17 protein-coding genes and 2 riboswitches are annotated in these 21,769 nt (G+C 68.0%); of the genes, 13 read left to right on the forward strand and 4 right to left on the reverse strand.

All coding sequences use genetic code 11. The annotated features are described in order from the left end of the window. The first annotated feature begins 403 nt into the window (after nucleotides 1–403). From kdpF to AZSI13_RS09715, 13 genes are all read left to right on the forward strand, one after another. Complete coding sequence (gene kdpF / locus AZSI13_RS09665; protein WP_109040963.1) at nucleotides 404–496, forward strand: K(+)-transporting ATPase subunit F; 93 nt, start codon at nucleotides 404–406, stop codon at nucleotides 494–496. Beyond that, entirely contained in the window at nucleotides 493–2,301 is a 1,809-nt protein-coding gene (gene kdpA, locus AZSI13_RS09670) for a potassium-transporting ATPase subunit KdpA (RefSeq protein WP_109040964.1), read from the forward strand. The genes kdpF and kdpA overlap by 4 nt, the downstream gene beginning before the upstream one ends. 10 nt (nucleotides 2,302–2,311) lie before the next feature. After that, nucleotides 2,312–4,390, forward strand: coding sequence for a potassium-transporting ATPase subunit KdpB (gene kdpB, locus AZSI13_RS09675; protein ID WP_109040965.1), 2,079 nt, complete (start codon nucleotides 2,312–2,314; stop codon nucleotides 4,388–4,390). A 10-nt stretch (nucleotides 4,391–4,400) separates the two neighbouring features. Further along, entirely contained in the window at nucleotides 4,401–4,976 is a 576-nt protein-coding gene (gene kdpC / locus AZSI13_RS09680) for a potassium-transporting ATPase subunit KdpC (RefSeq protein ID WP_109040966.1), read from the forward strand. Continuing rightward, nucleotides 4,973–5,113 carry a hypothetical protein gene (locus AZSI13_RS17565; protein ID WP_165833436.1) on the forward strand — a complete coding sequence of 47 codons (141 nt, stop codon included), beginning with the start codon at nucleotides 4,973–4,975 and terminating at the stop codon, nucleotides 5,111–5,113. Before kdpC ends, AZSI13_RS17565 begins: the two co-directional genes overlap by 4 nt. Further along, nucleotides 5,110–5,961, forward strand: coding sequence for a TorF family putative porin (locus tag AZSI13_RS09685; RefSeq protein WP_165833438.1), 852 nt, complete (start codon nucleotides 5,110–5,112; stop codon nucleotides 5,959–5,961). Before AZSI13_RS17565 ends, AZSI13_RS09685 begins: the two co-directional genes overlap by 4 nt. A gap of 220 nt (nucleotides 5,962–6,181) precedes the next feature. After that, complete coding sequence (locus AZSI13_RS09690) at nucleotides 6,182–6,493, forward strand: hypothetical protein (RefSeq protein ID WP_109040968.1); 312 nt, start codon at nucleotides 6,182–6,184, stop codon at nucleotides 6,491–6,493. Nucleotides 6,494–6,503: 10 nt separating this feature from the next. After that, a complete protein-coding gene (locus tag AZSI13_RS17570) occupies nucleotides 6,504–6,680 on the forward strand; it encodes a hypothetical protein (protein WP_165833440.1) in 177 nt (58 codons plus the stop codon). A gap of 20 nt (nucleotides 6,681–6,700) precedes the next feature. Then, nucleotides 6,701–9,397, forward strand: coding sequence for a two-component system sensor histidine kinase KdpD (kdpD, locus tag AZSI13_RS09695; protein ID WP_109040969.1), 2,697 nt, complete (start codon nucleotides 6,701–6,703; stop codon nucleotides 9,395–9,397). Next, entirely contained in the window at nucleotides 9,394–10,101 is a 708-nt protein-coding gene (kdpE, locus tag AZSI13_RS09700) for a two-component system response regulator KdpE (protein ID WP_109040970.1), read from the forward strand. Before kdpD ends, kdpE begins: the two co-directional genes overlap by 4 nt. Before the next feature lie 69 nt (nucleotides 10,102–10,170). Further along, nucleotides 10,171–10,388, forward strand: a riboswitch (cobalamin riboswitch). A 165-nt stretch (nucleotides 10,389–10,553) separates the two neighbouring features. After that, the gene (locus AZSI13_RS09705; RefSeq protein ID WP_201262349.1) at nucleotides 10,554–11,384 is read left to right on the forward strand and encodes an acyl-CoA thioesterase; all 831 of its coding nucleotides are present in this window, start codon (nucleotides 10,554–10,556) and stop codon (nucleotides 11,382–11,384) included. A 153-nt stretch (nucleotides 11,385–11,537) separates the two neighbouring features. Then, nucleotides 11,538–11,762, forward strand: a riboswitch (cobalamin riboswitch). A 151-nt stretch (nucleotides 11,763–11,913) separates the two neighbouring features. Continuing rightward, the gene (locus AZSI13_RS09710) at nucleotides 11,914–14,781 is read left to right on the forward strand and encodes a ribonucleoside-diphosphate reductase subunit alpha (RefSeq protein ID WP_235609723.1); all 2,868 of its coding nucleotides are present in this window, start codon (nucleotides 11,914–11,916) and stop codon (nucleotides 14,779–14,781) included. After that, nucleotides 14,778–15,983: a ribonucleotide-diphosphate reductase subunit beta gene (locus AZSI13_RS09715; RefSeq protein WP_109040971.1), complete on the forward strand. Its 1,206-nt coding sequence runs from the start codon at nucleotides 14,778–14,780 to the stop codon at nucleotides 15,981–15,983. Before AZSI13_RS09710 ends, AZSI13_RS09715 begins: the two co-directional genes overlap by 4 nt. 105 nt (nucleotides 15,984–16,088) lie before the next feature. On the opposite strand, the gene AZSI13_RS09720 is transcribed toward AZSI13_RS09715, so the two are convergent. The 4 genes from AZSI13_RS09720 to nirB form a co-directional block, all read right to left on the reverse strand. Beyond that, nucleotides 16,089–17,819 (reverse strand): bifunctional protein-serine/threonine kinase/phosphatase, encoded by a 1,731-nt coding sequence (locus AZSI13_RS09720; protein WP_109040972.1) that lies wholly within the window; start codon nucleotides 17,817–17,819, stop codon nucleotides 16,089–16,091. Between the two features lie 70 nt (nucleotides 17,820–17,889). Continuing rightward, complete coding sequence (locus AZSI13_RS09725; protein WP_109040973.1) at nucleotides 17,890–18,702, reverse strand: formate/nitrite transporter family protein; 813 nt, start codon at nucleotides 18,700–18,702, stop codon at nucleotides 17,890–17,892. Between the two features lie 88 nt (nucleotides 18,703–18,790). After that, complete coding sequence (gene nirD / locus AZSI13_RS09730; protein ID WP_109040974.1) at nucleotides 18,791–19,138, reverse strand: nitrite reductase small subunit NirD; 348 nt, start codon at nucleotides 19,136–19,138, stop codon at nucleotides 18,791–18,793. A 25-nt stretch (nucleotides 19,139–19,163) separates the two neighbouring features. Further along, complete coding sequence (gene nirB, locus AZSI13_RS09735; protein ID WP_109040975.1) at nucleotides 19,164–21,623, reverse strand: nitrite reductase large subunit NirB; 2,460 nt, start codon at nucleotides 21,621–21,623, stop codon at nucleotides 19,164–19,166. Between the last annotated feature and the right edge of the window lie 146 nt (nucleotides 21,624–21,769).

A 21,769-nucleotide genomic window follows, 5' to 3' on the forward strand; every position in this document is an offset into this window, starting at 1 on the left:
CCGCAGGCCTAACGCCGGGCAGCCCGGCATTCCCGTCCGCCACATCCAACACATCCGCCACGCCCGGCAAAACCTTAAGCCAGTCTCCCAAACGGGCCCATTGGGCCATCCCTCCTCCAACCGGGGCGAGGCCGGCATCGCTCCCCGCCGCCGCCACACAGCAGCCCCCTGCGTCACCTCCTACCTCCCGGCACCAGCCTTTGACTGCGTCTTAACGCACTCTTTACGCCCCCGCCCCCGCCTTTTGTCAAAGCGTTAATCCGCCGCCACCTAGAGTTCGAGCGTGATGTTCCATCTGCTCACGGAGGATTTCCATGGACCTGTTCTACATCGGCCTGGCCGTCGGCTTCTTTGCCCTGACGGCCGGCCTGGTGGCCTATTTCGACCGCTTGCGGAGGTCGTGATGGCGCCCCTCTACCTGATCGCTTTGGCGGTGGCCATCGGCCTCTTCGCCTATCTGCTGGCCGTGCTGTTCTACCCGGAGGATTTCTCATGAGTGCCAACCTCCTCCTGCAGTACGGCTTCTTCTTCGCCGTCCTCTTCCTCCTGGCCTGGCCCCTGGGGCTATACATGGCCCGGGCCTACCAGGGCGACCTGCCGGCCTGGATGGCCTGGCTGCGGCCGCTGGAACGTGGCTGCTACCGCCTGGCCGGCATCCACCCGGACGACGACATGGGCTGGCGCCGCTACGCCGGCGCCGTGCTGGCCTTCAGCCTGCTCGGCGTCCTGGCCGTTTACGCCCTGCAGCGCCTGCAACTGTGGCTGCCCTTCAATCCCCAGGCCATGGCCAACACCACGCCGGACCTGGCCTTCAATACCGCCGCCAGTTTCGTCACCAACACCAACTGGCAGTCCTACGGCGGCGAAACCACCATGAGCTATCTGACCCAGATGCTTGGCCTGGCGGTGCAGAACTTCCTTTCCGCCGCCACCGGCATGGCCGTGGTAGTGGCCCTGATGCGCGGCTTCCAGCGCAAGGAGGCCGGCGGCATCGGCAATTTCTGGGTGGACATGGTGCGCTCCACCCTCTATGTGCTGCTGCCCCTGTCCCTGATCCTGGCCCTGGCCCTGGTCAGCCAGGGGGTGGTGCAGAGCGTGGCCCCCTACGCCAGCGTGCCCCTGACCCAGGCGGTGGACTATGAACAGCCCAAGGTCGGCGCCGACGGCCAGCCCGTGCTCGACGCCGAGGGCAAGCCGGTGCTGGAAGCGGCCACCGCCAAGGAGCAGACCCTGGCCCTGGGGCCGGCGGCCAGCCAGATCGCCATCAAGCACCTGGGCACCAACGGTGGCGGCTTCTTCAACGCCAATTCCAGCCATCCCTATGAGAACCCGACCCCGGTTTCCAACCTGTTGCAGATGCTGGCCATCGTCCTCATCCCGGCCGCCCTCTGCTTCACCTTTGGCCGTTGGGTCGGCGACCTGCGCCAGGGGCTGGCCATCCTCGCCGCCATGACCGCCATCCTGGTGGCCCTGCTGGCGGTGGAAGTGTGGGCCGAGCAGGCCGGCAACCCGCTGTTCGAGCGGTTCGGTCTGGCGACCCAGGGCAGCGAGCTGATGGCCGGCGGCAACATGGAAGGCAAGGAGGCCCGCTTCGGCATCAGCGCCACCTCCCTCTTCATTACCGTCACCACCGCCGTCTCCTGCGGCGCCGTCAATGCCATGCACGATTCCCTCACGCCCCTGGGCGGCCTGGTGCCGATGTGGCTGATGCAGCTGGGCGAGGTGGTCTTCGGCGGCGTCGGTTCCGGCCTCTACGGCATGTTGGTGTTCGCCATCGTCGGCGTCTTCGTTGCCGGCCTGATGATCGGCCGCACCCCGGAATACCTGGGCAAGAAGATCGAGGCCTACGAGATGAAGATGGCCGCCGTAGCCATCCTCGCCACGCCCCTGGCGGTGCTCCTGGGCACGGCCCTGAGTGTGATGGTGGAGGCGGGCACTGCGGGCATTTTCAACCCCGGCGCCCACGGCTTCTCGGAAGTGCTGTACGCCTTCTCTTCTGCCGCCAACAACAACGGCAGCGCCTTTGCCGGCCTGGGGGCCAACACGCCCTACTACAACACCGCCCTGGGCCTGGCCATGCTCTTTGGCCGCTTCATGATCATCGCCGCGGTGCTGGCCATTGCTGGCTCCCTCGCAGCGAAGAAGCGCATTCCCCCATCCGCCGGCACCCTGCCGACCCACACCCCCCTGTTCGTGGTGCTGCTGATCGGCACCGTGATCGTGGTCGGCGCCCTGACCTTCCTGCCTTCCCTGGCCCTGGGGCCGGTGGTGGAACACCTGCAGATGGTCGGCATCCGCTAAGGAGTCATTGATGAAAACAACAAGCCAATCTCTCTACGACCGGGCCCTGCTGCAAGCAGCCGCCTGGGAATCGGTCAAGCGCCTCTCTCCCCGCTACCAGGTGAAGAACCCGGTGATGTTCGTGGTCTGGCTGGGCAGCCTGCTCACCACCGGCCTGTGGCTCCAGGCCCTGTCCGGGGAAGGCGAGGCCCCCGCCGGCTTCATCCTGGCCATTACCCTGTGGCTGTGGTTCACCGTGCTTTTCGCCAACTTTGCCGAAGCCGTGGCCGAGGGCCGGGGCAAGGCCCAGGCCGCCGCCCTGAAGGGCCTGAAGAAAACCGTGTGGGCGAAGAAGCTGCGGGAAGCCCACGCCGGCTCCCCCTTCCATACCGTGCCCTCAGAAGACCTGCGCAAGGGCGACGTGGTGCTGGTCCAGGCCGGCGACGTCGTCCCCGGCGACGGCGAGGTGGTGGAAGGCGTGGCCTCGGTGGACGAATCGGCCATCACCGGCGAATCGGCCCCGGTGATCCGGGAGTCCGGCGGCGACTTCAGCGCCGTCACCGGCGGCACCCGGGTGCTCTCCGACTGGCTGGTGGTGAAGATCACCGTCAATCCGGGGGAGACCTTCCTCGACCGCATGATCGGCATGGTGGAAGGGGCCAAGCGGCAGAAGACGCCCAACGAGATCGCCCTGACCATCCTGCTGGTGGCCCTGACCCTGACCTTCCTACTGGCTACGGCGACCCTGCTGCCCTTCTCCATCTACAGCGTCGGCGTCGCCGGCAGCGGCAGCCCGGTGACGGTGACGGTGCTGGTGGCCCTGCTGGTGTGCCTCATCCCCACCACCATCGGCGGCCTGCTCTCGGCCATCGGCGTCGCCGGCATGGGGCGGATGATGGAAAAGAACGTCATCGCCACCTCCGGCAAGGCGGTGGAAGCCGCCGGCGACGTGGATGTGCTGCTGCTGGACAAGACCGGCACCATCACCCTGGGCAACCGCCAGGCCGCCGCCTTCGCCCCCGCCGCCGGCGTCAGCGAGAAGGAACTGGCCGAAGCGGCCCTGCTCGCCTCCCTCGCCGACGAAACGCCGGAAGGCCGCTCCATCGTCACCCTGGCCAAGGAGCGCCTGCACCAGCGGGGCCGGGACATCCACGCCGACGGCGCCAGCTTCGTGCACTTCACCGCCCAGACCCGCATGAGCGGCATCGACTGGCAGGGGCGCAGCATCCGCAAGGGCGCCGCCGATGCGGTCAAGGCCCACATCCTGGCCCTGGGCGGTGAATGGTCCGCCGCCATGCAGCAGGCGGTGGACGACATCGCCCGCCGCGGCGCCACGCCCCTGGCGGTGGCCGAATCCAGCGCCGGCGCCGCCCGGGTGCTAGGGGTGGTGGAACTCAAGGACATCGTCAAGGGCGGCATCAAGGAGCGCTTTGCCGAACTGCGCCGCATGGGCATCAAGACGGTGATGATCACCGGCGACAACTCCCTCACCGCCGCCGCCATTGCCGCCGAGGCCGGGGTGGACGACTTCCTGGCCGAAGCCACGCCGGAGGCCAAGCTCAAGCTGATCCGCCAGCACCAGCAGGACGGCCGCCTGGTGGCCATGACCGGCGACGGCACCAACGACGCCCCGGCCCTGGCCCAGGCCGACGTGGCGGTGGCCATGAACAGCGGCACCCAGGCGGCCAAGGAGGCCGGCAACATGGTGGATCTGGATTCCAACCCCACCAAGCTGATCGAGATCGTCGAGACGGGCAAGCAGATGCTGATGACCCGGGGCGCCCTCACCACCTTTTCCATCGCCAACGACGTGGCCAAGTACTTCGCCATCATCCCGGCCGCCTTCGCCGCCACCTATCCGGCCTTGGGCGTGCTCAACGTCATGGGCCTGGCGACGCCGGCCTCGGCCATCCTCTCGGCGGTGATCTTCAACGCCCTGGTGATCGTCGCCCTCATCCCCCTGGCCTTGAAGGGCGTGGCCTACCGGCCCCAGGGCGCCGCCGCCATCCTGCGCCGCAACCTGCTGGTCTACGGCCTGGGCGGCCTGGTGGTGCCCTTCGCCGGCATCAAGGCCATCGACCTCATGCTTGTCGGCCTGCATCTGGCCTAAGGAGACTGTCATGCTCAAGGAACTGAAACCCGCCCTGATCCTCCTGGTGCTGCTCAGCGCCCTCACCGGCGCCGCCTACCCGGCCCTGGTCACCGGTCTGGCCCAGGCCACCCTGCCCGACCAGGCCAACGGCAGCCTGCTCAAAGAAAACGGCCAGGCCGTGGGCTCCCGCCTCATCGGCCAGCCCTTCTCCGAGCCTCGCTACTTCTGGGGCCGCCCCTCCGCCACCGCCCCCATGCCTTACAACGGCGGCAGCTCCGGCGGCGCCAACCTGGGGCCCCTCAACCCGGCCCTGGAAGCGGCAGTGCAGGAACGCATCAACGCCCTCAAGGCGGCGGACCCGGGCCAGCAGGCCCCCATCCCGGTGGATCTGGTGACGGCCTCCGCCAGCGGCCTCGATCCCCACATCAGCCCCGCCGCCGCCCGCTGGCAGGCGCCCCGGGTGGCCCGCCTGCGGGGCCTGCCGGAAGTCCAGGTGCTGGCCCTGCTGGAGCGCCACACGGAAGGCCGCCAATGGGGCTTCCTGGGTGAGCCCCGGGTCAATGTACTGACCCTCAACCGGGCCCTGGACCGGGTGGCACCATGAACGATCCCTTCTGGGACGCCTGCCACCTGTTGCTGGCCCTGCTGGCCATCTTCGGCCCCATCGCCTTTGCCGGCTGGCTGCTGCGGCATCGTCCGCCAGCCGCCTCCCTTCCCTCAAAAACCAGGAAAAACCCGTGAAACCAACCTCACCGTACCGCCGTGCCCCGCGCCTGCTTGCCTTCCTTCCCCTGCTACTGGCCGGGGCCGCCCAGGCCGATGGGCCGGCAGAATCGGACATCACCATCAGCAGCAACCTCAATCTGGTCAGCGAATACCGCTTCCGCGGCATCGACCAGACCTGGGGCGGCCCGGCCCTCCAGGGCGGCGTGGACCTGGCCCACCGCAACGGCCTCTATGCCGGCCTGTGGGCCTCCAACGTCTCCGGCAATTCCTACCCGGGCGGCAACCTGGAGGTGGACTACTACGCCGGCTACAACGGCAAGCTGGACGACGATTGGGGCTATACCGTTGGCGGCTATGGCTACTGGTATCCCGGCGCCAACGTCAACAAGGCCGCCTGCCCCTCCGCCGCCTGGGCCAGCCCCTGCGCCCTGCCGGGACAAAGCTTCAACAATTTCGAGCTGAACGGCGGTGTCTCCTGGCGCTGGCTCAGCTACAAACTCTCCGTGTCCCTCACCGACTATTTCGGCGCCAACACCAGGACCGGCTACAGCAGTGATACCAAGGGCAGCCTCTATCATGACCTCAGTGCCAACGTGCCCCTGGCCGAGAACCTGACCCTCAACCTGCACCTGGGGCGTACCGACGTGAAGGCCACCTACGGCGGCATCAGCGCCGACTACACCGACTACCGCCTCGGCCTGACCCAGACCTTCAGCGGCGGCTGGAGCCTCTCCGGCGCCTGGGTCGGCGCCACCAACGACCGTTTCTACCGGCCTCCGGTGGGCGGCCTTTCCGCAGCCAATGGCGAAACCCGGGAGTTGAACAAGGACCGCCTCGTCCTCCAGGTGGGTCGCACTTTCTAAAGCACCAGACTTTCCGACAACGGCTTGCCTCTCCCCAGGGGAAGCCGTTTCTTGCGCCGGCCCCGGCCTTGCCCGGGCCGGCCTTTTTTTCTCCGCAAGGCAGCGGTGTTTCTTAACACCATCTTGATACGCCTTCGGCTATTTTTGACCCCATTGCAACGGCCCCTTTTCTACGCTGCGGACATCGGGTGCCCCGCCACCCCAACGCCCCAGGTGCCTTATGAATCCCCATGTCTGTATCGGAATCCGTATCGACGGTGCGCAGCTGCAACTGGCTGCCCGCCAGCAGGGCCGCGCCCTCGGCCAGGTGTCCTTCTCCGGCGACGGCGTCGGCCGGCGCGCCCTGGCCAGTTACCTGGCGGCCTGGAAGGCGCCGTTGCGCCTGGCTGTAGCCGCCTGCACCGAGGGGGGCGGCGGCATTGCCCTGGCAGTGGCCCTGGGCAACGAACCGGGCCGGGAGGTCTATCTGGTGGCCGCCAGCATCGCCAGCCAGCCGGCAGCCCTGGCCCGCTACGCCGAGCAACGGCTGTGAGGCGGCGGCCATGCCCATCCACATCTGCCCCGTCTGCGGCACCCGCCACCCCATCAGTGCCGTCGAGCATCCCTTCGCCTACGGCCGCCAGCTGACCTGCGGCCCCCAATGCAAACACCGGCTGCGCCGGCAGGTGCGGCAACGCATCCTCGCCGAGCTGGCCCTGCGCGCTTCTGCCAAGGCATAGCCAAGGAATAAACTCCGCCCATGTCCGACACCCCGCAACGTCCCGATCCCGACGCCCTCCTGGCCCGCCTGGAGGCGGAGGAAATCCAGGCCCGGCGCGGCCGCCTGAAAATCTTCTTCGGCGCCAGCCCCGGCGTCGGCAAGACCTACGCCATGCTGGCCGCCGCCCGCACCCTGCAATCCCAGGGTGTGGACGTCACCGTGGGCGTGGTGGAAACCCACGGCCGGCGGGAAACCGCCGAGCTGGTCCAGGGCCTGGAACTGCTGCCCGGCCGGCGCGTCGAGCACCGGGGCCGCAGCCTGCAGGAATTCGACCTGGATGGCGCCCTACAACGGGCGCCGGACCTGGTGCTGGTGGACGAGCTGGCCCATACCAACGCTCCCGGCAGCCGCCACCCCAAGCGCTGGCAGGACGTGGAGGAACTCCTGGGCGCCGGCATCGACGTGTTCACCACGGTCAATGTGCAGCACCTGGAAAGCCTCAACGACGTGGTGGGCCGCATCACCGGCGCCCGGGTGTGGGAGACGGTGCCCGACCGCCTCTTCGACGCCGCCGACGAGGTAGTGCTGGTGGACCTGCCGCCGGAGGAGCTGCTGACCCGGCTCAAGGCCGGCAAGGTGTACGTGCCCCAGCAGGCCGAGCGGGCCATGGCCAATTTCTTCCGCAAGGGCAATCTGCTGGCCCTGCGGGAACTGGCCCTGCGCCGCACCGCCGACCGGGTGGACGACGACGTGCGGGCCTACCGCCGCGACCAGTCGGTGAGCACCGTCTGGCCGACCCGGGAATCCCTGCTGGTGTGCATCGGCCCCGGCCCGGGCAGCGAGCGCCTGGTGCGCAGCGCCGCCCGCCTGGCGGCCCGGCTGGAGGTGCCCTGGCACGCCCTCTATGTGGAGACCCCCCGCTACCAGCGGCTGCCCGAAGGGGAGCGGGGGCGGGTGCTGAAGAGCTTGCGCCTGGCCCAGGAGCTGGGGGCCGAGACGGCCAACCGGCCGGGCCAGGATGCCGCCGCGGCAGCCATCCAGTACGCCCGGGAACACAATCTGGGCAAGGTCCTGCTGGGCCGGGAACTGCCCGGGGACTGGCGCCGCTGGCTGCCCTGGCGCACTTCCCTGGCGCGGCGCCTGGCTCGCCAGGCGCCGGACCTGGATGTGATGCAGGTGGCCAGCGATGGCGTGGACGGGGAAGCGCCGCCGCTCCCGGACGGCCCGGCCCGGCCCGCTGCCGTGGATGTGCGGGGCTATGGCCTGGCCGCCGCCGCCGTGGCCGCCGTCACCCTGGTGGCGACGCCCCTGCACGGTGCCCTGGACCTGGCCAACATCGTCATGCTGTTTCTCCTGGCGGTGCTCTTCGCCGCGGTCAAACTGGGGCGCAACCCGGCCATCCTGGCCGCCTTCCTTTCCGTCGCCGCCTTCGACTTCTTTTTCGTCTCGCCGCGCCTCTCCTTCGCCGTCAGCGACGTGCAGTACCTGCTGACCTTCGCCGTGATGCTGGCGGTGGCCCTCATCACCGCCCAGCTCACCGCCGGCCTGCGCTTTCAGGTAGATGTTGCCCAGAGCCGGGAACGGCGCAGCGGCGCCCTCTACGAGATGGCCCGGGAGCTGTCGGCGGCCCTCACCGTGGAGCAGATCGACGACATCACCCGGCGCTTCGTGCAGCAGGGCTTCCAGGCCCGGGCCCTGTTGCTGGTGCCCGGCCAGCAGGAGCGCCTGAGCCTGCCCGCAGGGCTGCCGGCCGACCTGCCGGTGGACCTGGGCATCGCCCAATGGGCGGCGGATCACGGCGAGGCCGCCGGCCTGTCCACCGACACCCTGCCCTCGGCCCCCATGCGCTACCTGCCCCTGAAGGCGCCGATGCGCACCCGGGGCGTGCTGGCGGTGCTGCCCCGGGAACAGCCCTGGCTGCCTTCGCCGGAACAGGAGCGGCTGCTGGAGACCTGCGCCACCCTGGTGGCCATCGCCGTGGAGCGGGTGCATTACATCGAGGTGGCCCAGGAAGCCCTGGTGCAGATGGAGTCGGAGCGTCTGCGCAACGGCCTGCTGGCCGCCCTCTCCCACGACCTGCGCACCCCCCTCACGGCCCTGGTGGGGCTGGCCGACTCCCTCAGCCTGGGCGGCGCCCTGCCGCCGGCCCAAGCCGAGCTGGCCCAGGCCATCCGGGGCGAGGCCATGCGCACCAGCGCCCTGGTGCATAATCTGCTGGACATGGCCCGGCTGCAGTCGGGCCAGGTGACCCTGAAGAAGGAGTGGCAGCCCCTGGAGGAAGTGGTGGGGGCGGCGCTCCAGGCCCGGGCCTCGGTCCTGGCCCAACACCGGGTACGGGTGGACCTGCCCGCCGACCTGCCCCTGCTGGAGTTCGACGCCGTGCTGATGGAACGGGTGTTCTGCAACCTCATCGAAAATGCCGCCAAGTACACGCCGCCGGGCAGCCTCATCGAGATCGGCGCCCGCCGGGAGGCGGAGCGGGTGCTGGTGAGCGTCAGCGACAACGGGCCAGGCCTGCCGCCGGGCAAGGAGGCGGGCTTGTTCGAGAAATTCACCCGGGGCCAGGACGAATCGGCCATTCCCGGCGTCGGCCTCGGTCTGGCCATCGTCCGCGCCATCATGGATGCCCACAAGGGCAAGGTGTGGGCAGAAAACCGTAGCGATGGCCCCGGCGCCCGTTTCGTGTTCACCCTGCCCCTGGGCCAGCCCCCGGCCCTGCCGACGGAGTTGCTATGAATTCCGCCCCCAGCCAGGACCGCCCCGCCCCGGTGGTGGTGATCATCGAGGACGAGCCCCAGATCCGCCGTTTCGTCCGCGCTGCCCTGGAGTCGGAAGGCTGCACCGTGTGGGAAGCGGACACCGCCGCCCGGGGCCTGATCGAGGCCGGCACCCGCAAGCCCGACCTGCTGGTGCTGGACCTGGGCCTGCCCGACGGCGACGGCGTGGACCTGATCCGGGACCTGCGCAACTGGTCCGGCGTGCCGGTGCTGGTGCTGTCGGCCCGCAGCGACGAGAGCGACAAGGTGGCGGCCCTGGATGCGGGCGGCGACGACTACCTGACCAAGCCCTTCGGCATTCCCGAGCTGCTGGCCCGGGTGCGGGCCCTGCTGCGCCGCGCCGGCCGGGGCGGCGACATGCCGCCGGTGTTCGCCTTCGGCCCGGTGGAGGTGGACCTGGCCCGGCGCCAGGTCAGCCGCCACGGCGAAGCGGTGCATCTGACCCCCATCGAATACCGGCTGCTGACCCAGCTGGTGGCCAACGCCGGCCGGGTCCTCACCCACCGCCAGCTGCTGCGGGAGGTGTGGGGGCCCAGCCACGTCGAGCACGCCCATTACCTGCGGGTGTACATGGCCGGCCTGCGGCGCAAGCTGGAGGACGACCCGGCCATGCCGCGCCACATCCTCACCGAATCCGGCGTCGGCTACCGGCTGGCGACCTAGGCTTCGGCCGCACGATCCTTCCTGAAAGCCAACCTTCCCGCCGGTGTTCACGCTGGCCCCGGCCATGGGTTAGACTGGCGGCGCTTCGGTTCCCCTTCCCAGGGGATGAAAAGGGAATCCGGTGCGAGAACAGGCGGCGACGCCCCGACTCCATTCCGGAACTGCCCCCGCAACTGTAAGCGGCGAGCGTTGCGCTCCACTCTTTGCCACTGGCGATACTGCCGGGAAGGCTGGCGCAACGTGACGACCCGCAAGTCAGGAGACCTGCCGCGGCATTACTTCATATCAATCCAGATTGGGGCGGGGTGTCCCCTGAGGAAGGTAAATGCGCGCATTCCCTGACGATCGCTGTCTCGCTTCTCGGCTGCCTGCCGCCGGAGGCCGCCTTGTTGCGTCCGCCGACATCCGCCCTTCTCCGTGGCTCCCGCTCCGCCTACTCCCAGGAGTTGTACATGCGTATGGAAGCCATGGAACACGCCGCCGTCGAGGGGACGGCCGTCTCCCCCTCAAACACCGCCCCCACCCTCATGGTGGATGTGGTTTTCCCCGAGCAGATGAACCACCACGGCACCCTCTTCGGCGGGGCCGCCCTGGCCCTCATGGACAAGCTGGCCTTCCTCGTCGCCACGCGGGAGACCCGCTGCCCCATGGTGACGGCCAGCAGCGGCCGTATCGATTTCCACCACCCCATTCCCCAGGGGCGGCTGGTGGAACTGTCGGGCCAGGTGCTGCGCCGGGGCCGGCGCTCCGTCGAGGTCCAGGTGGACCTGACGGCGGAGGACCTCACCTCCGGCGTAAAGGAAACCAGCGCCAGCGCCCGCTTTGTGCTGGTAGCGGTGGAAGGGCCGGCCACGATCGCCCCACCCGATGACGAGAGCTTTGCCGCTCTCGCCGGCATCGGTGACATCACCCACATGGTGGAAATGGTTTTCCCCGGCCACACCAACCATCACGGCACCCTGTTCGGCGGCCAGGCCCTGGCCTGGCTCGGCAAGGCGGCCATGGTGGCGGCCAGCCGCCACTGCCGCCTGCCGGTGGTTATGGCGGCCTCCGAGCGGGTGGATTTCCACGCCCCGGTGCTGGAAGGCGAAATCGCCGATCTGGCGGCCCGGGTGGTGGCCGTCGGCAACAGCGCCATGACCGTGGAGGTGCTGATGCATGCCGAAGCCCTGCTCACGGGCCAGCGCCGCCTGTGCACCCGGGGCCGCTTCACCATGGTGGCCGTCGGCTATGACGGGCGGCCGGTGCCGATCGCCCGCCCCCTGGGACGGCGGCTGGGCTAAACCAGACGGCCCGCAAAGGCACCGGGAGTGTGGCCGGCAAGGCGGCTTCCCGGTGCCTTTGTTCGGCAAAAAACACCGTATATAGTCAAAAACAACAGATAACCCACTACCTATAGTAGCCCTGATGCTTGCCAGCTCCGGGGCCTTGTGGTTACCATGCAGGCCTTCGACGGTTCCCCCTCGGGATGAAAAGGGAATCCGGTGCAGGCAGGAACGAGGTCCATCAGGGCCTTGCCCGATCTGCGTATGCCGGAGCTGCCCCCGCAACTGTAAGCGGCGAGCCGGATATCACACACGCCACTGGGCCCAGGCCCGGGAAGGCCGATATCCGGTGACGACCCGCGAGCCAGGAGACCTGCCGCCGCCATTTTTCTGTCTGACCAGGGGCGGGGTGCCTCCTCGGTGGATAGCGCCGGTGCGTCGTTGCGCCTCCCCTGCGGGAGCCGCCGCCTGCCCCGGGTGCCAGCCCTCCTGGCACCGCCGGCCCGCTGCCCGCGACTCCCCGTTCCGCTGCCCACGGGAGTCTCACATGCAAGCCGGTCTCTTCACCCCTCACCACGCTACCGCCGCCCACCCGCCTGCCGCCAGGCCCGACACGGCCCTGCCCGATACGGCGGATGCAGACGAGCTGGCCGGCCGGGCCCGCGCCCTGGAAGTCATCCGCCGCAACGGTGCGGTGGTGTCTTTCAATGCGGAGAAAATCTCCGTCGCCGTAAATAAGGCCTTCCTCGCCGTGCACGGCAGCCAGGGCGCCGCCTCGGCCCGCCTGCGGGATCTGGTGGCCCGCCTCACCGCCAGCGTCGTCCAGGCGCTGACCCGGCGCCTGCCCGGTGGCGGCACGGTGCATATCGAGGACATCCAGGATCAGGTGGAACTGGCCCTGATGCGTTCCGGCGAGCACGACGTGGCCCGGGCCTACGTGCTGTACCGGGAAAAGCGGGCTGCCGAGCGGGCTGCCCAGGCGGCTGCGGCCCCTGCCGCCGTCGATGGCCCCCTGCTGCACGTGATCGACGGCGACCAGCGCTATCCCCTGGATCGGGCAGCCCTGCTCAACCAGTGCCGGGAAGCCTGCCTGGGCCTGGCCGACGTGTCGGCCGAGACCGTGCTGGAGCACGCCCTGCACAACCTCTACGACGGCGTTCCCGCCGCCGCCGTGCGCCAGTCCCTGGTGCTCTCCGCCCGCACCCTGATCGAGCGGGAACCGGCCTACAGCAAGGTGGCCGCCCGCCTGCTGCTGAACAGCGTGCGCCTGGAAGTGCTGGGGGAAGAAGCCACCCAGGAGGCCATGGCCGCCCGCTACGCCGAAGCTTTCCCCGGCCTCATCCGCACCGGCGTGGAGGCCGAGCTGCTGGATGCCCGCCTCAAGGACTACGACCTGGAAAAGCTGGCCGCCGCCCTCCAGGCCGGGCGAGACCTGCAGTTCGACTACCTGGGCCTGCAGACCCTCTACGACCGCTACTTCCTGCACGTGGACGAGCGTCGCATCGAGCTGCCCCAGACCTTCTTCATGCGCGTGGCCATGGGCCTGGCCCTCAACGAGATCGACCGGGAAGCCCGGGCCATCGAGTTCTATCACCTGCTCTCCTCCTTCGACTTCATGAGCAGCACGCCGACCCTGTTCAACAGCGGCACCCGGCACTCCCAGCTCTCCTCCTGCTACCTCACCACCGTCTCCGACGACCTGGAAGGCATCTACCAGTCCATCAAGGAAAACGCCCTGCTGCAGAAATACGCCGGCGGCCTCGGCAACGACTGGACCCCGGTGCGTTCCCTGGGCGCCCGCATCAAGGGCACCAACGGCAAGAGCCAGGGCGTCATCCCCTTCCTCAAGGTGGTGAATGACACCGCCGTGGCGGTGAACCAGGGCGGCAAGCGCAAGGGCGCCGTCTGCGCCTATCTGGAATCCTGGCACCTGGACATCGAGGAATTCCTCGAACTGCGCAAGAACACCGGCGACGAGCGCCGCCGCACCCACGACATGAACACGGCCAACTGGATTCCCGACCTGTTCATGCAGCGGGTGATGGCCAACCAGGAATGGACCCTCTTCTCCCCCCACGACGTGCCCGACCTGCACGAGAAGTTCGGCCAGGACTTCGCGGCTGCCTACACTGCCTACGAGGCCAAGGCTGACCGGGGTGAGATCAAGCTCTTCAAGCGCATTCCCGCCGTGCAGCTGTGGCGCAAGATGCTAACCATGCTGTTCGAGACCGGCCACCCCTGGATCACCTTCAAGGATGCCTGCAACCTGCGTTCCCCCCAGCAGCACGTGGGCGTGGTGCATAGCTCCAACCTGTGCACCGAGATCACCCTCAACACCTCCGACACTGAAACCGCCGTGTGCAACCTGGGCTCGGTGAACCTGCCGGCCCACCTGATCCGGGTGGACGGCCAACTGGTGTTGGACCAGGCCAAGCTGCAACGCACCATCCGCACCGCCATGCGCCTGCTGGACAACGTGGTGGACATCAACTTCTACGCCACCCCCAAGGCGCGCAACGCCAACGTGCGGCACCGCCCCGTGGGTCTGGGCATCATGGGCTTCTCCGACTGCCTGCACCGCCTGGGCCTGCCCTACGCCGCCGAGGCTGCCGTGGAATTCGCCGACCGCTCCATGGAAGCCGTCTGCTACCACGCCTACTGGGCCTCCACCGACCTGGCCGAGGAGCGGGGCCGCTACTCCAGCTTCAAGGGCAGCCTGTGGGATAAAGGCATCCTGCCCATCGACTCCCTGCAACTGCTGGAGGACGCCCGGGGCGGCTATGTGGAAGTGGACCGCAGCACCACCCTGGACTGGGACGCCCTGCGCGAGCGCATCGCCCAGGTGGGGATGCGCAACTCCAACTGCGTCGCCATTGCGCCGACGGCCACCATCTCCAACATCATCGGCGTCTCCGCCGCCATCGAGCCGGAGTATCAGAACCTCTACGTCAAATCCAACCTCTCTGGCGAATTCACGGTGGTAAGCGAATCCCTGGTGCAGGACCTCAAGGCCCTGGGCCTGTGGGACGAGGTGATGATCTCTGACCTGAAGTACTTCGACGGTTCCCTGGGCCCCATCGACCGCATCCCGGACGAAATCAAGGCCCGCTACGCCACCGCCTTCGAGATCGACCCGACCTGGCTGGTACGGGCCGCCGCCCGCCGCCAGAAGTGGATCGACCAGGCCCAGTCCCTCAACCTCTACGTGGCCGCCCCCTCCGGCAAGAAGCTGGACGAACTCTACAAGCTGGCCTGGACCCAGGGCCTGAAGACCACCTACTACCTGCGCACCCTGGGCGCCACCGCCATGGAAAAGACCGGCGCTCCCCTCTCCCCCGCAGAGCGGGCCGCCGCCCCCGTGGCGGAGCCCAAGTTCTGCGCCATCGACAACCCCGATTGCGAGGCCTGCCAATGAGCCAACTCCGCTTCGACGACTGGGACGATGCCCCCCTCGCCGCCTCTGCCTCCCTCAACACCCCAGCCACCCCGGCTGCCACGCCCGCCCAGAGCCAGTCTTCCACCCCACTGCCTGCACAGGCAAGCGGGGCGCCGATCTCCGCGGCACCCCAGGCCCAAGCCGCGCCCAGCTTGCCGCTCCGGGCAGGTGCGGCGCTGGCCCCCATCAACCCGGAAGACAAGCGGGTGGTAAACGGCAAGGCCGACATCAACCAGCTGGCGCCCTTCAAGTACCCCTGGGCCTGGGAGTTCTTCCTCAACGCCAACCGCAACCACTGGACGCCCCTGGAAATTTCCATGGCCCAGGACGTGCACGATTACCACCACAAATTGAGTCCGGCGGAACGCCACGTCTTCGAAAACGTGCTGGCCTACCTCACCACCTCCGACATCCTGGCCATGCGCAACATCGGCCTGGCGGTGATGGAGAAGATGAGTGCCCCGGAACTGCAGATCTACCAGGCGCGCCAGGTCTATGAAGAAGCCCTGCACACCTGGACCTACCAGCACTGCATCGAAAGCCTCGGCCTCAACCAGCAGGAAATCTACAACCGCTACCGGGTGGTGCCGGAAATCCACGGCAAGATCGCCCTGGCCAACCGCCGCCTGGAACGGGTGATGCGTTCCGACTTCGACCTGACGGACCGGGACAACCTGCACGAATTCGCCCTCTCCTACCTCTTCTTCGCCGGCATCTTCGAAGGCTGCTGGTTCTACAACGGCTTCACCCCCATCTTCGCCCTGCAGCGCCGGGGCCTGATGAAGGGCACCGCTGAGCAGCTGCAATACATCATGCGCGACGAGGTGCTGCACTGCGCCTTCGGCATCCGGGTGGTGCGCCAGCTCTTGCAGGAGGAGAACCTGACCCTGGACCCGGCCGCCGTGAAGGCCCTGTGGGAAGAGGCGGAAGCCGCCGAAGCGGCCTACGCCGGCTACATCCTGCGGGAGCCCATCCTGGGCTACAACGCCGACCTGCATCGGGGCCAGTTCCGCTTCATCGCCAACCGCCGCGCCCGCCAGCTGGGCCTGGCGGAGCCCTTCCCGGGGGCCGAGAACGTGCTGCCCTGGCTGGACGAGCAGGCCAATATGCGCAAGGAGAAAAATTTCTTCGAAACCCGGGTCACCGAGTACCAGACCGGCGGCGCCCTGGCCTGGGATTAGCGGCGGTTAAGAAAAGCAGGCCGGACGAACCCTCAGCCAGGGTCTCAGCAAGACGGACGGGGTGGATGGCAGGGTCTTGGCTCCGACAGCCCCCCACCCGCAAGCTCAGCGCAGAACCGTCTGCCAGCCCGAGACCAGCACCAGCAGGACCGCCAGTACCAGGGAGACGCCCTGCCAGAAGCGTAAGGGGTTGCGGGCCAGCAGGGGCACCGGTCGGGTGTGCGCCAACGCGGGGTTGGGCCGTTTGAGGTCGTAGATGAATTCATCCACGTCCCCATAACGCTGGGCCGGGTCCACGGCCACCGCCTTGCGGATGGCACCGTCGATCCACGGCGGCACCCCGGCCGCCACCAGGGAGCAGTAGGTCAGGCGCTTCTGGGCCTTGGGGCTGCGGGCCGAAACCACGGCCATGCCGTAGGGTAGCCGGCCGGAGAGCATTTCGTAGGCGATGACACCGAGGGAATAGATGTCGGCCCGGGGGCTGCCGGCCTCGCCGAGGAAGTATTCCGGCGCCGCGTATTGGGAGGTGCCGAGGAGGTTGAGCTGGGCGATGGGGCTGTCCTGCTCCTCCACCCCGGCCACCCGGGTGGCGCCGAAGTCGATGATTTTCACGGTGCCGGCGGCATCCATCATGAGATTGTCCGGCTTCAGGTCCTGGTGCACCATTTCCAGCCGGTGGAAGGCCCGCAGGCCCCGGGCGGCCTGTTCCAGCCAGTGCCGCAGGGCGGCCAGGTCGGGGGCCGGGTGGTCCACCATCCATTGGGCCAGGGTCTGGCCCTCCACGTATTCGGTGACCACGTAGAGGGCCTGGCGCGGGCGTGGCCGGGCCTGGGGCTTGAGCACGTGGGGGCTGTTGAGGCGCCGGGCCACCCACTCTTCGAGCAGGAAGCGCTCCAGCACCGCCGGGTCGTCGCGCTGGCCCATGGCCGGTGTCTTGATCACCACCCGTTCGCCGCTGGCTTCGTCCACTGCCAGGTGGATGTGGCTGCGGGCGCCTACCCGCAGCTCCCGCAGAATGCGGTAGCCATCGAAGACCATGCGGGCTTCCAGGGGCGGCGGCAGGGGCAGGGCCTGGAGCTGGCGGTATAGCTCGTTGGCCTCCGGCGCCGGCAGTTGCTCCAGCCGCACGATCTGCAGGGTCAGGTTGTCGCTACTGCCCCGGGCATAGGCCTGGCGGGCCAGGGCGGCCGCAGCGCCGTCCAGGTCGTCGCCGGCGGCCTCGAGGGCCGCGGCCACGTCGCGGGCCTCCAGGTATTCATAGACGCCATCGGTGGCGAGGAGGAAGACATCCCCCACGGCCAGGGGCAGGCTGCGGTAATCCACCTCCAGGCGCCGGTCGATGCCCAGGGCCCGGGCCAGGTAGCTCTGCTCGGCGGAAACCCAGACCCGGTGGTCCTCCGTCAGCGCCTCCAGCTGGCCATCACGCCAGCGGTAGATGCGGGCGTCGCCGACGTGGAAGAGATGGGCCGTGGTGGATTTGAGCACCAGGGCGCTGAAAGTGCAGACGTAGCCCCGATCCTTGTCGTGGCGGTGGCGGCTCTGCTGGGTCTGGGCGTGGAGCCAGGAGTTGGTGGCGCTGAGCACCCGCTCCGCTGCCGTCTTCACCGACCAGGAATCCGGCGTGGCGTAGTAATCCTCGAAAAACCCGGTGACGGCGGATTGGCTGGCCACCTGGCTGACGTCGCTGCTGCTGATGCCGTCGGCCAGGGCCACGGCGATGCCCTTGGTTCCCAGCAGGGGCTCGCCGGGCACGCAGAGGCCGTGAAAATCCTGGTTGCAGGCCTTGCGCCCCTTGTCGGAATACTGGCCGGCGGTGATGCGGAGTTGACTGTCCATGGTCCATGGCCGCGGCCCCGCCCCGCCGTGGCGGGCGCGGGGCCGCGCTCCTCGAGAGGGGTGGGTGGGATTAGTTGAAGACCCGCTTGGGGGCGGTCTTCACGTGGGTGGTGTAGAGGGTCAGGCCGGTGAAGGCCAGGCCGCCCACCAGGTTGCCGAGGACCACGGGGATTTCATTCCAGATGAAGTAATCGACGATGGAGAAGTTGCCGCCCATCATCAGGCCCGAGGGGAAGAGGAACATGTTCACCACGGAGTGCTCGAAGGTCATGGCGAAGAACAGCATGATGGGCATCCACATGGCGATGACCTTGCCGCTGACGGAGGTGGAGATCATGGCACCGACCACGCCGGTGGACACCATCCAGTTGCACAACATGCCGCGCAGGAAAATGGTGAACCAGCCGGCCAAGCCGTACTTGGCGTAGCCCAGGGTGCGGGCTTCGCCGATGTGGCCGATCTTGGTGCCGATTTCGTTGGGGGCGGTGGAGAAGCCGTAGGTGAAGACGAAGGCCATCATCGCCGCCACGGTGAGGGCGCCGAGGAAATTGCCGAGGAAAACGATGCCCCAGTTCTTCAGCACCGCCTTGACGGTGACGCCGGGCCGCTTGTCGATCAAGGCCAGGGGCGTCAGGACGAAGACGCCGGTGAGCAGGTCGAAGCCCAGCAGGTAGAGCATGCAGAAGCCCACCGGGAAGAGGATGGCGCCCACCAGGGGCGAACCGGTCTGCACCGAGGCGGTGATGGCGAAAACAGCGGCCAGGGCCAGGATGGCGCCGGCCATGTAGGCACGGATCAGGGCATCCCGGGTGGCCATGCAGATTTTGGCCTCACCGGCATCGACCATTTTGGTGACGAATTCCGAAGGTACGAGATAGGACATGACATTCCCCTTGTCAGGTTGATAGTGAAAGCGTTGTGCTGTCAGCGTTGCATTGGTAATGAATGGGTCGCGGGCAATGGCGGCGGGATCACAGGGCCAGGAAGACCTGGCCGTTCTCCACCTTCACCCGGAAGCTGTCGCAATGGCCCACGTCGGGGGCCTGGGCCTGGCCGTCGGCCAGGCCGACATTCCAGCCGTGCAGGGGGCAGGTGACCTTGTTGCCATGGACGATGCCCTGGGACAGCGGCCCGCCCTTGTGGGGGCACTTGTCGTGAAGGGCGAAGACGCCGTCTTCGGCATTGCGGAAGATGGCGATGTCGCCGCCGCTGCGCCGCTGCACCACCCGGGAGCCGAGGGGCGGGATGTGTTCCAGGGGGCAGATCAGCAGCCACTCGTCTGCCGCGGCCGGGGTGGGGTGAGCGTTTGGGGTACTCATGATGTTTTTCTCCTCAGGATGAATCTCAGGCCTCGACCCGGATGGGGATAAACTGCCGCAAGGGGGCTTCCTCCCGGGAGGTTTCCCAGGGGTCCCGGGCATCGGCCAGGGCGTCGAGCAGGCGCTGGTGCAGGGCACGTCGGCCCTCCGGGTCTTCCAGCACGCGCTTCTTCACGTAATCCAGGCCCACCCGCTCCAGGTAATGGCAGGTCCGCTCCAGGTACCAGCCCTCCTCCCGGTAAAGCTGCAGGAAGGCCCCGGCGTATTCCATGACCTCGGCGTCGCTCTTCACCTTGCAGAGGAACTGGGCCACCTCGGTCTTGATGCCGCCGTTGCCGCCCACATACAGCTCGTAGCCGGAATCGACGCCGATCACGCCCACGTCTTTGATGCCGGCCTCGGCGCAGTTGCGCGGGCAGCCGGAGACGGCCAGCTTCACCTTGTGGGGGGCGTACATGTCGAAGAGCATCTTTTCCAGCTGCACCCCCATGTCCATGGAACGCTGGGTGCCGAAGCGGCAGTGCTCGGAGCCGACGCAGGTCTTCACGGTGCGGATGGATTTGCCGTAGGCGTGGCCCGAGACCATGCCGGCGGCGTTGAGGTCGGCCCACATGGCCGGCAGGTCTTCCTTCTTCACCCCCAACAGGTCGATGCGCTGGCCGCCGGTGACCTTCACCGTCGGCACCTGGAACTTCTCTGCCGCATCGGCGATGGCCCGCAGCTCCGCCGGCGTGGTCAGGCCGCCCCACATGCGGGGCACCACGGAATAGGTGCCGTCCTTCTGAATGTTGGCGTGGGCCCGCTCGTTGATGTAGCGGGACTGGGGATCATCCCGGGCCTCCCGGGGGAAGGTCGAAAGGAGGTAGTAGTTGATGGCCGGGCGGCACTTCTCGCAGCCGTTGGAGGTCTTCCATTGCAGGGCGGCGAAGACCGCTTCCTTGCAGGTCAGGTGGCGGGTGGCGATGGCCTCCCGCACCGCCTTGTGGGAATGCTCGGTGCAGCCGCAGACCGGCTTGCTGTCGGCCGCCGCCGGGGTATAGGCACCACCCACGGTGGAGGCCAGGATCTGCTCCACCAGGCCGGAACAGGAGCCGCAGGAGGAGGCGGCCTTGGTGTGCTTCTTCACCTCGTCCAGGGTGAATAGGCCCTTTTCCTTGATGGCCTTGACGATGGTGCCCTTGCACACGCCGTTGCAGCCGCACACCTCGGCGCTGTCGGGCATCGCCGCGGCCCGGTTCTCGCCCTTGTGGCCCGCATCTCCCAGGTGGTTCTGGCCGAACATCAGCTGGCTGCGGATCTCGTGGATGTCCTGGCCATCCTTCATCAGCTGGAAGTGCCAGGCACCGTCGCTGGTGTCGCCGTAGAGCACGGCGCCGACGATACGGTCCTGCTTCACCACCAGGCGCTTGTACACGCCGCCCTGGCGGTCGTGCAGGAGGATGTCCTCGGTATCCGGCCCGCCGCTGAAGTCGCCGGCGGAGAAGACATCCACCCCGGTGACCTTGAGCTTGGTGGACGTTACCGAGCCCTGGTAGCGGCCGATACCGAAGTTGGCCAGGTGATTGGCGCACACCTTGCCCTGCTCGAACAGGGGCGCCACCAGGCCGTAGGCCACGCCGCGATGCACCACGCACTCGCCGACGGCGTAGACGCTGGGGTCGGTGATGGTCTGCAGGGTGTCGGTGACGTGGATGCCGCGCACCCGGCCGCTGCCGCAGAACAGGCCGGCGCGCTCGGCCAGGGCGTAGTTGGGGCGGATGCCGGCGGCCACCACCACCAGGTCGGCGGGAATTTCCATGCCGTCCTTGAAACGGGCGGAGCCGACACGGCCGGAATCGGCGGGCAGTAGGGCCTCGGTGCTGCGGCCGAGGAGGAATTTCATGCCCTTGGCTTCGAGGGAGGCTTGCAGCATTTCCGCCGAGGTGCGGTCGAGCTGGCGTTCCATGATCCACTCGGCCAGGTGCACCACGGTCACGTCCATGCCCCGCAGCATCAGGCCGTTGGCGGCCTCCAGGCCGAGCAGGCCGGCGCCGATGACCACCGCGTGACGATAGGTGCCGGCGGCGTCGATCATGGCCTGGGTGTCGGCAATGTCGCGGTAGCTGAGTACACCGGGCAGTTCGTTGCCGGGGATCGGCGGCATGAAGGGCACGGCGCCGGTGGCCAGCAGCAGGCGGTCGTATTCCGCCTCCCGGCCGTCGGCGGCGATCACCCGGCGATGCACCCGGTCGATGCGCGTCACCGGCTGGCCGGCGTGGAGGGTGATGCCGTTGTCCCGGTACCAGGCCAGGTCGTTGAGCATGATCTCCGGCAGGGTCATTTCCCCGGCCAGCACCGGCGAGAGCAGGATGCGGTTGTAGTTGCCGTGGGGTTCGGCGCCGAAGACGGTGATGTCGTAAAGATCTGGCGCCAGCTTGAGCAATTCCTCGAGGGTTCTCACCCCGGCCATGCCGTTGCCGACGAGCACGAGTTTCGGTTTTTTCATGACGGCTCCACAAAGCGAGAGAACAAAAAAAACGGCGCCCGTCGCACCTCTGGGATAAATCCCGAAGCGCGACGGACGCCGTTGTCCGATTGCATGATGTTCTGCAAGGCCGGAGCGCCATTGCCCCGACCGTTGACTGCCTTATA

This window comes from Azospira sp. I13 (assembly GCF_003112695.1).
Lineage (GTDB): Bacteria > Pseudomonadota > Gammaproteobacteria > Burkholderiales > Rhodocyclaceae > Azospira.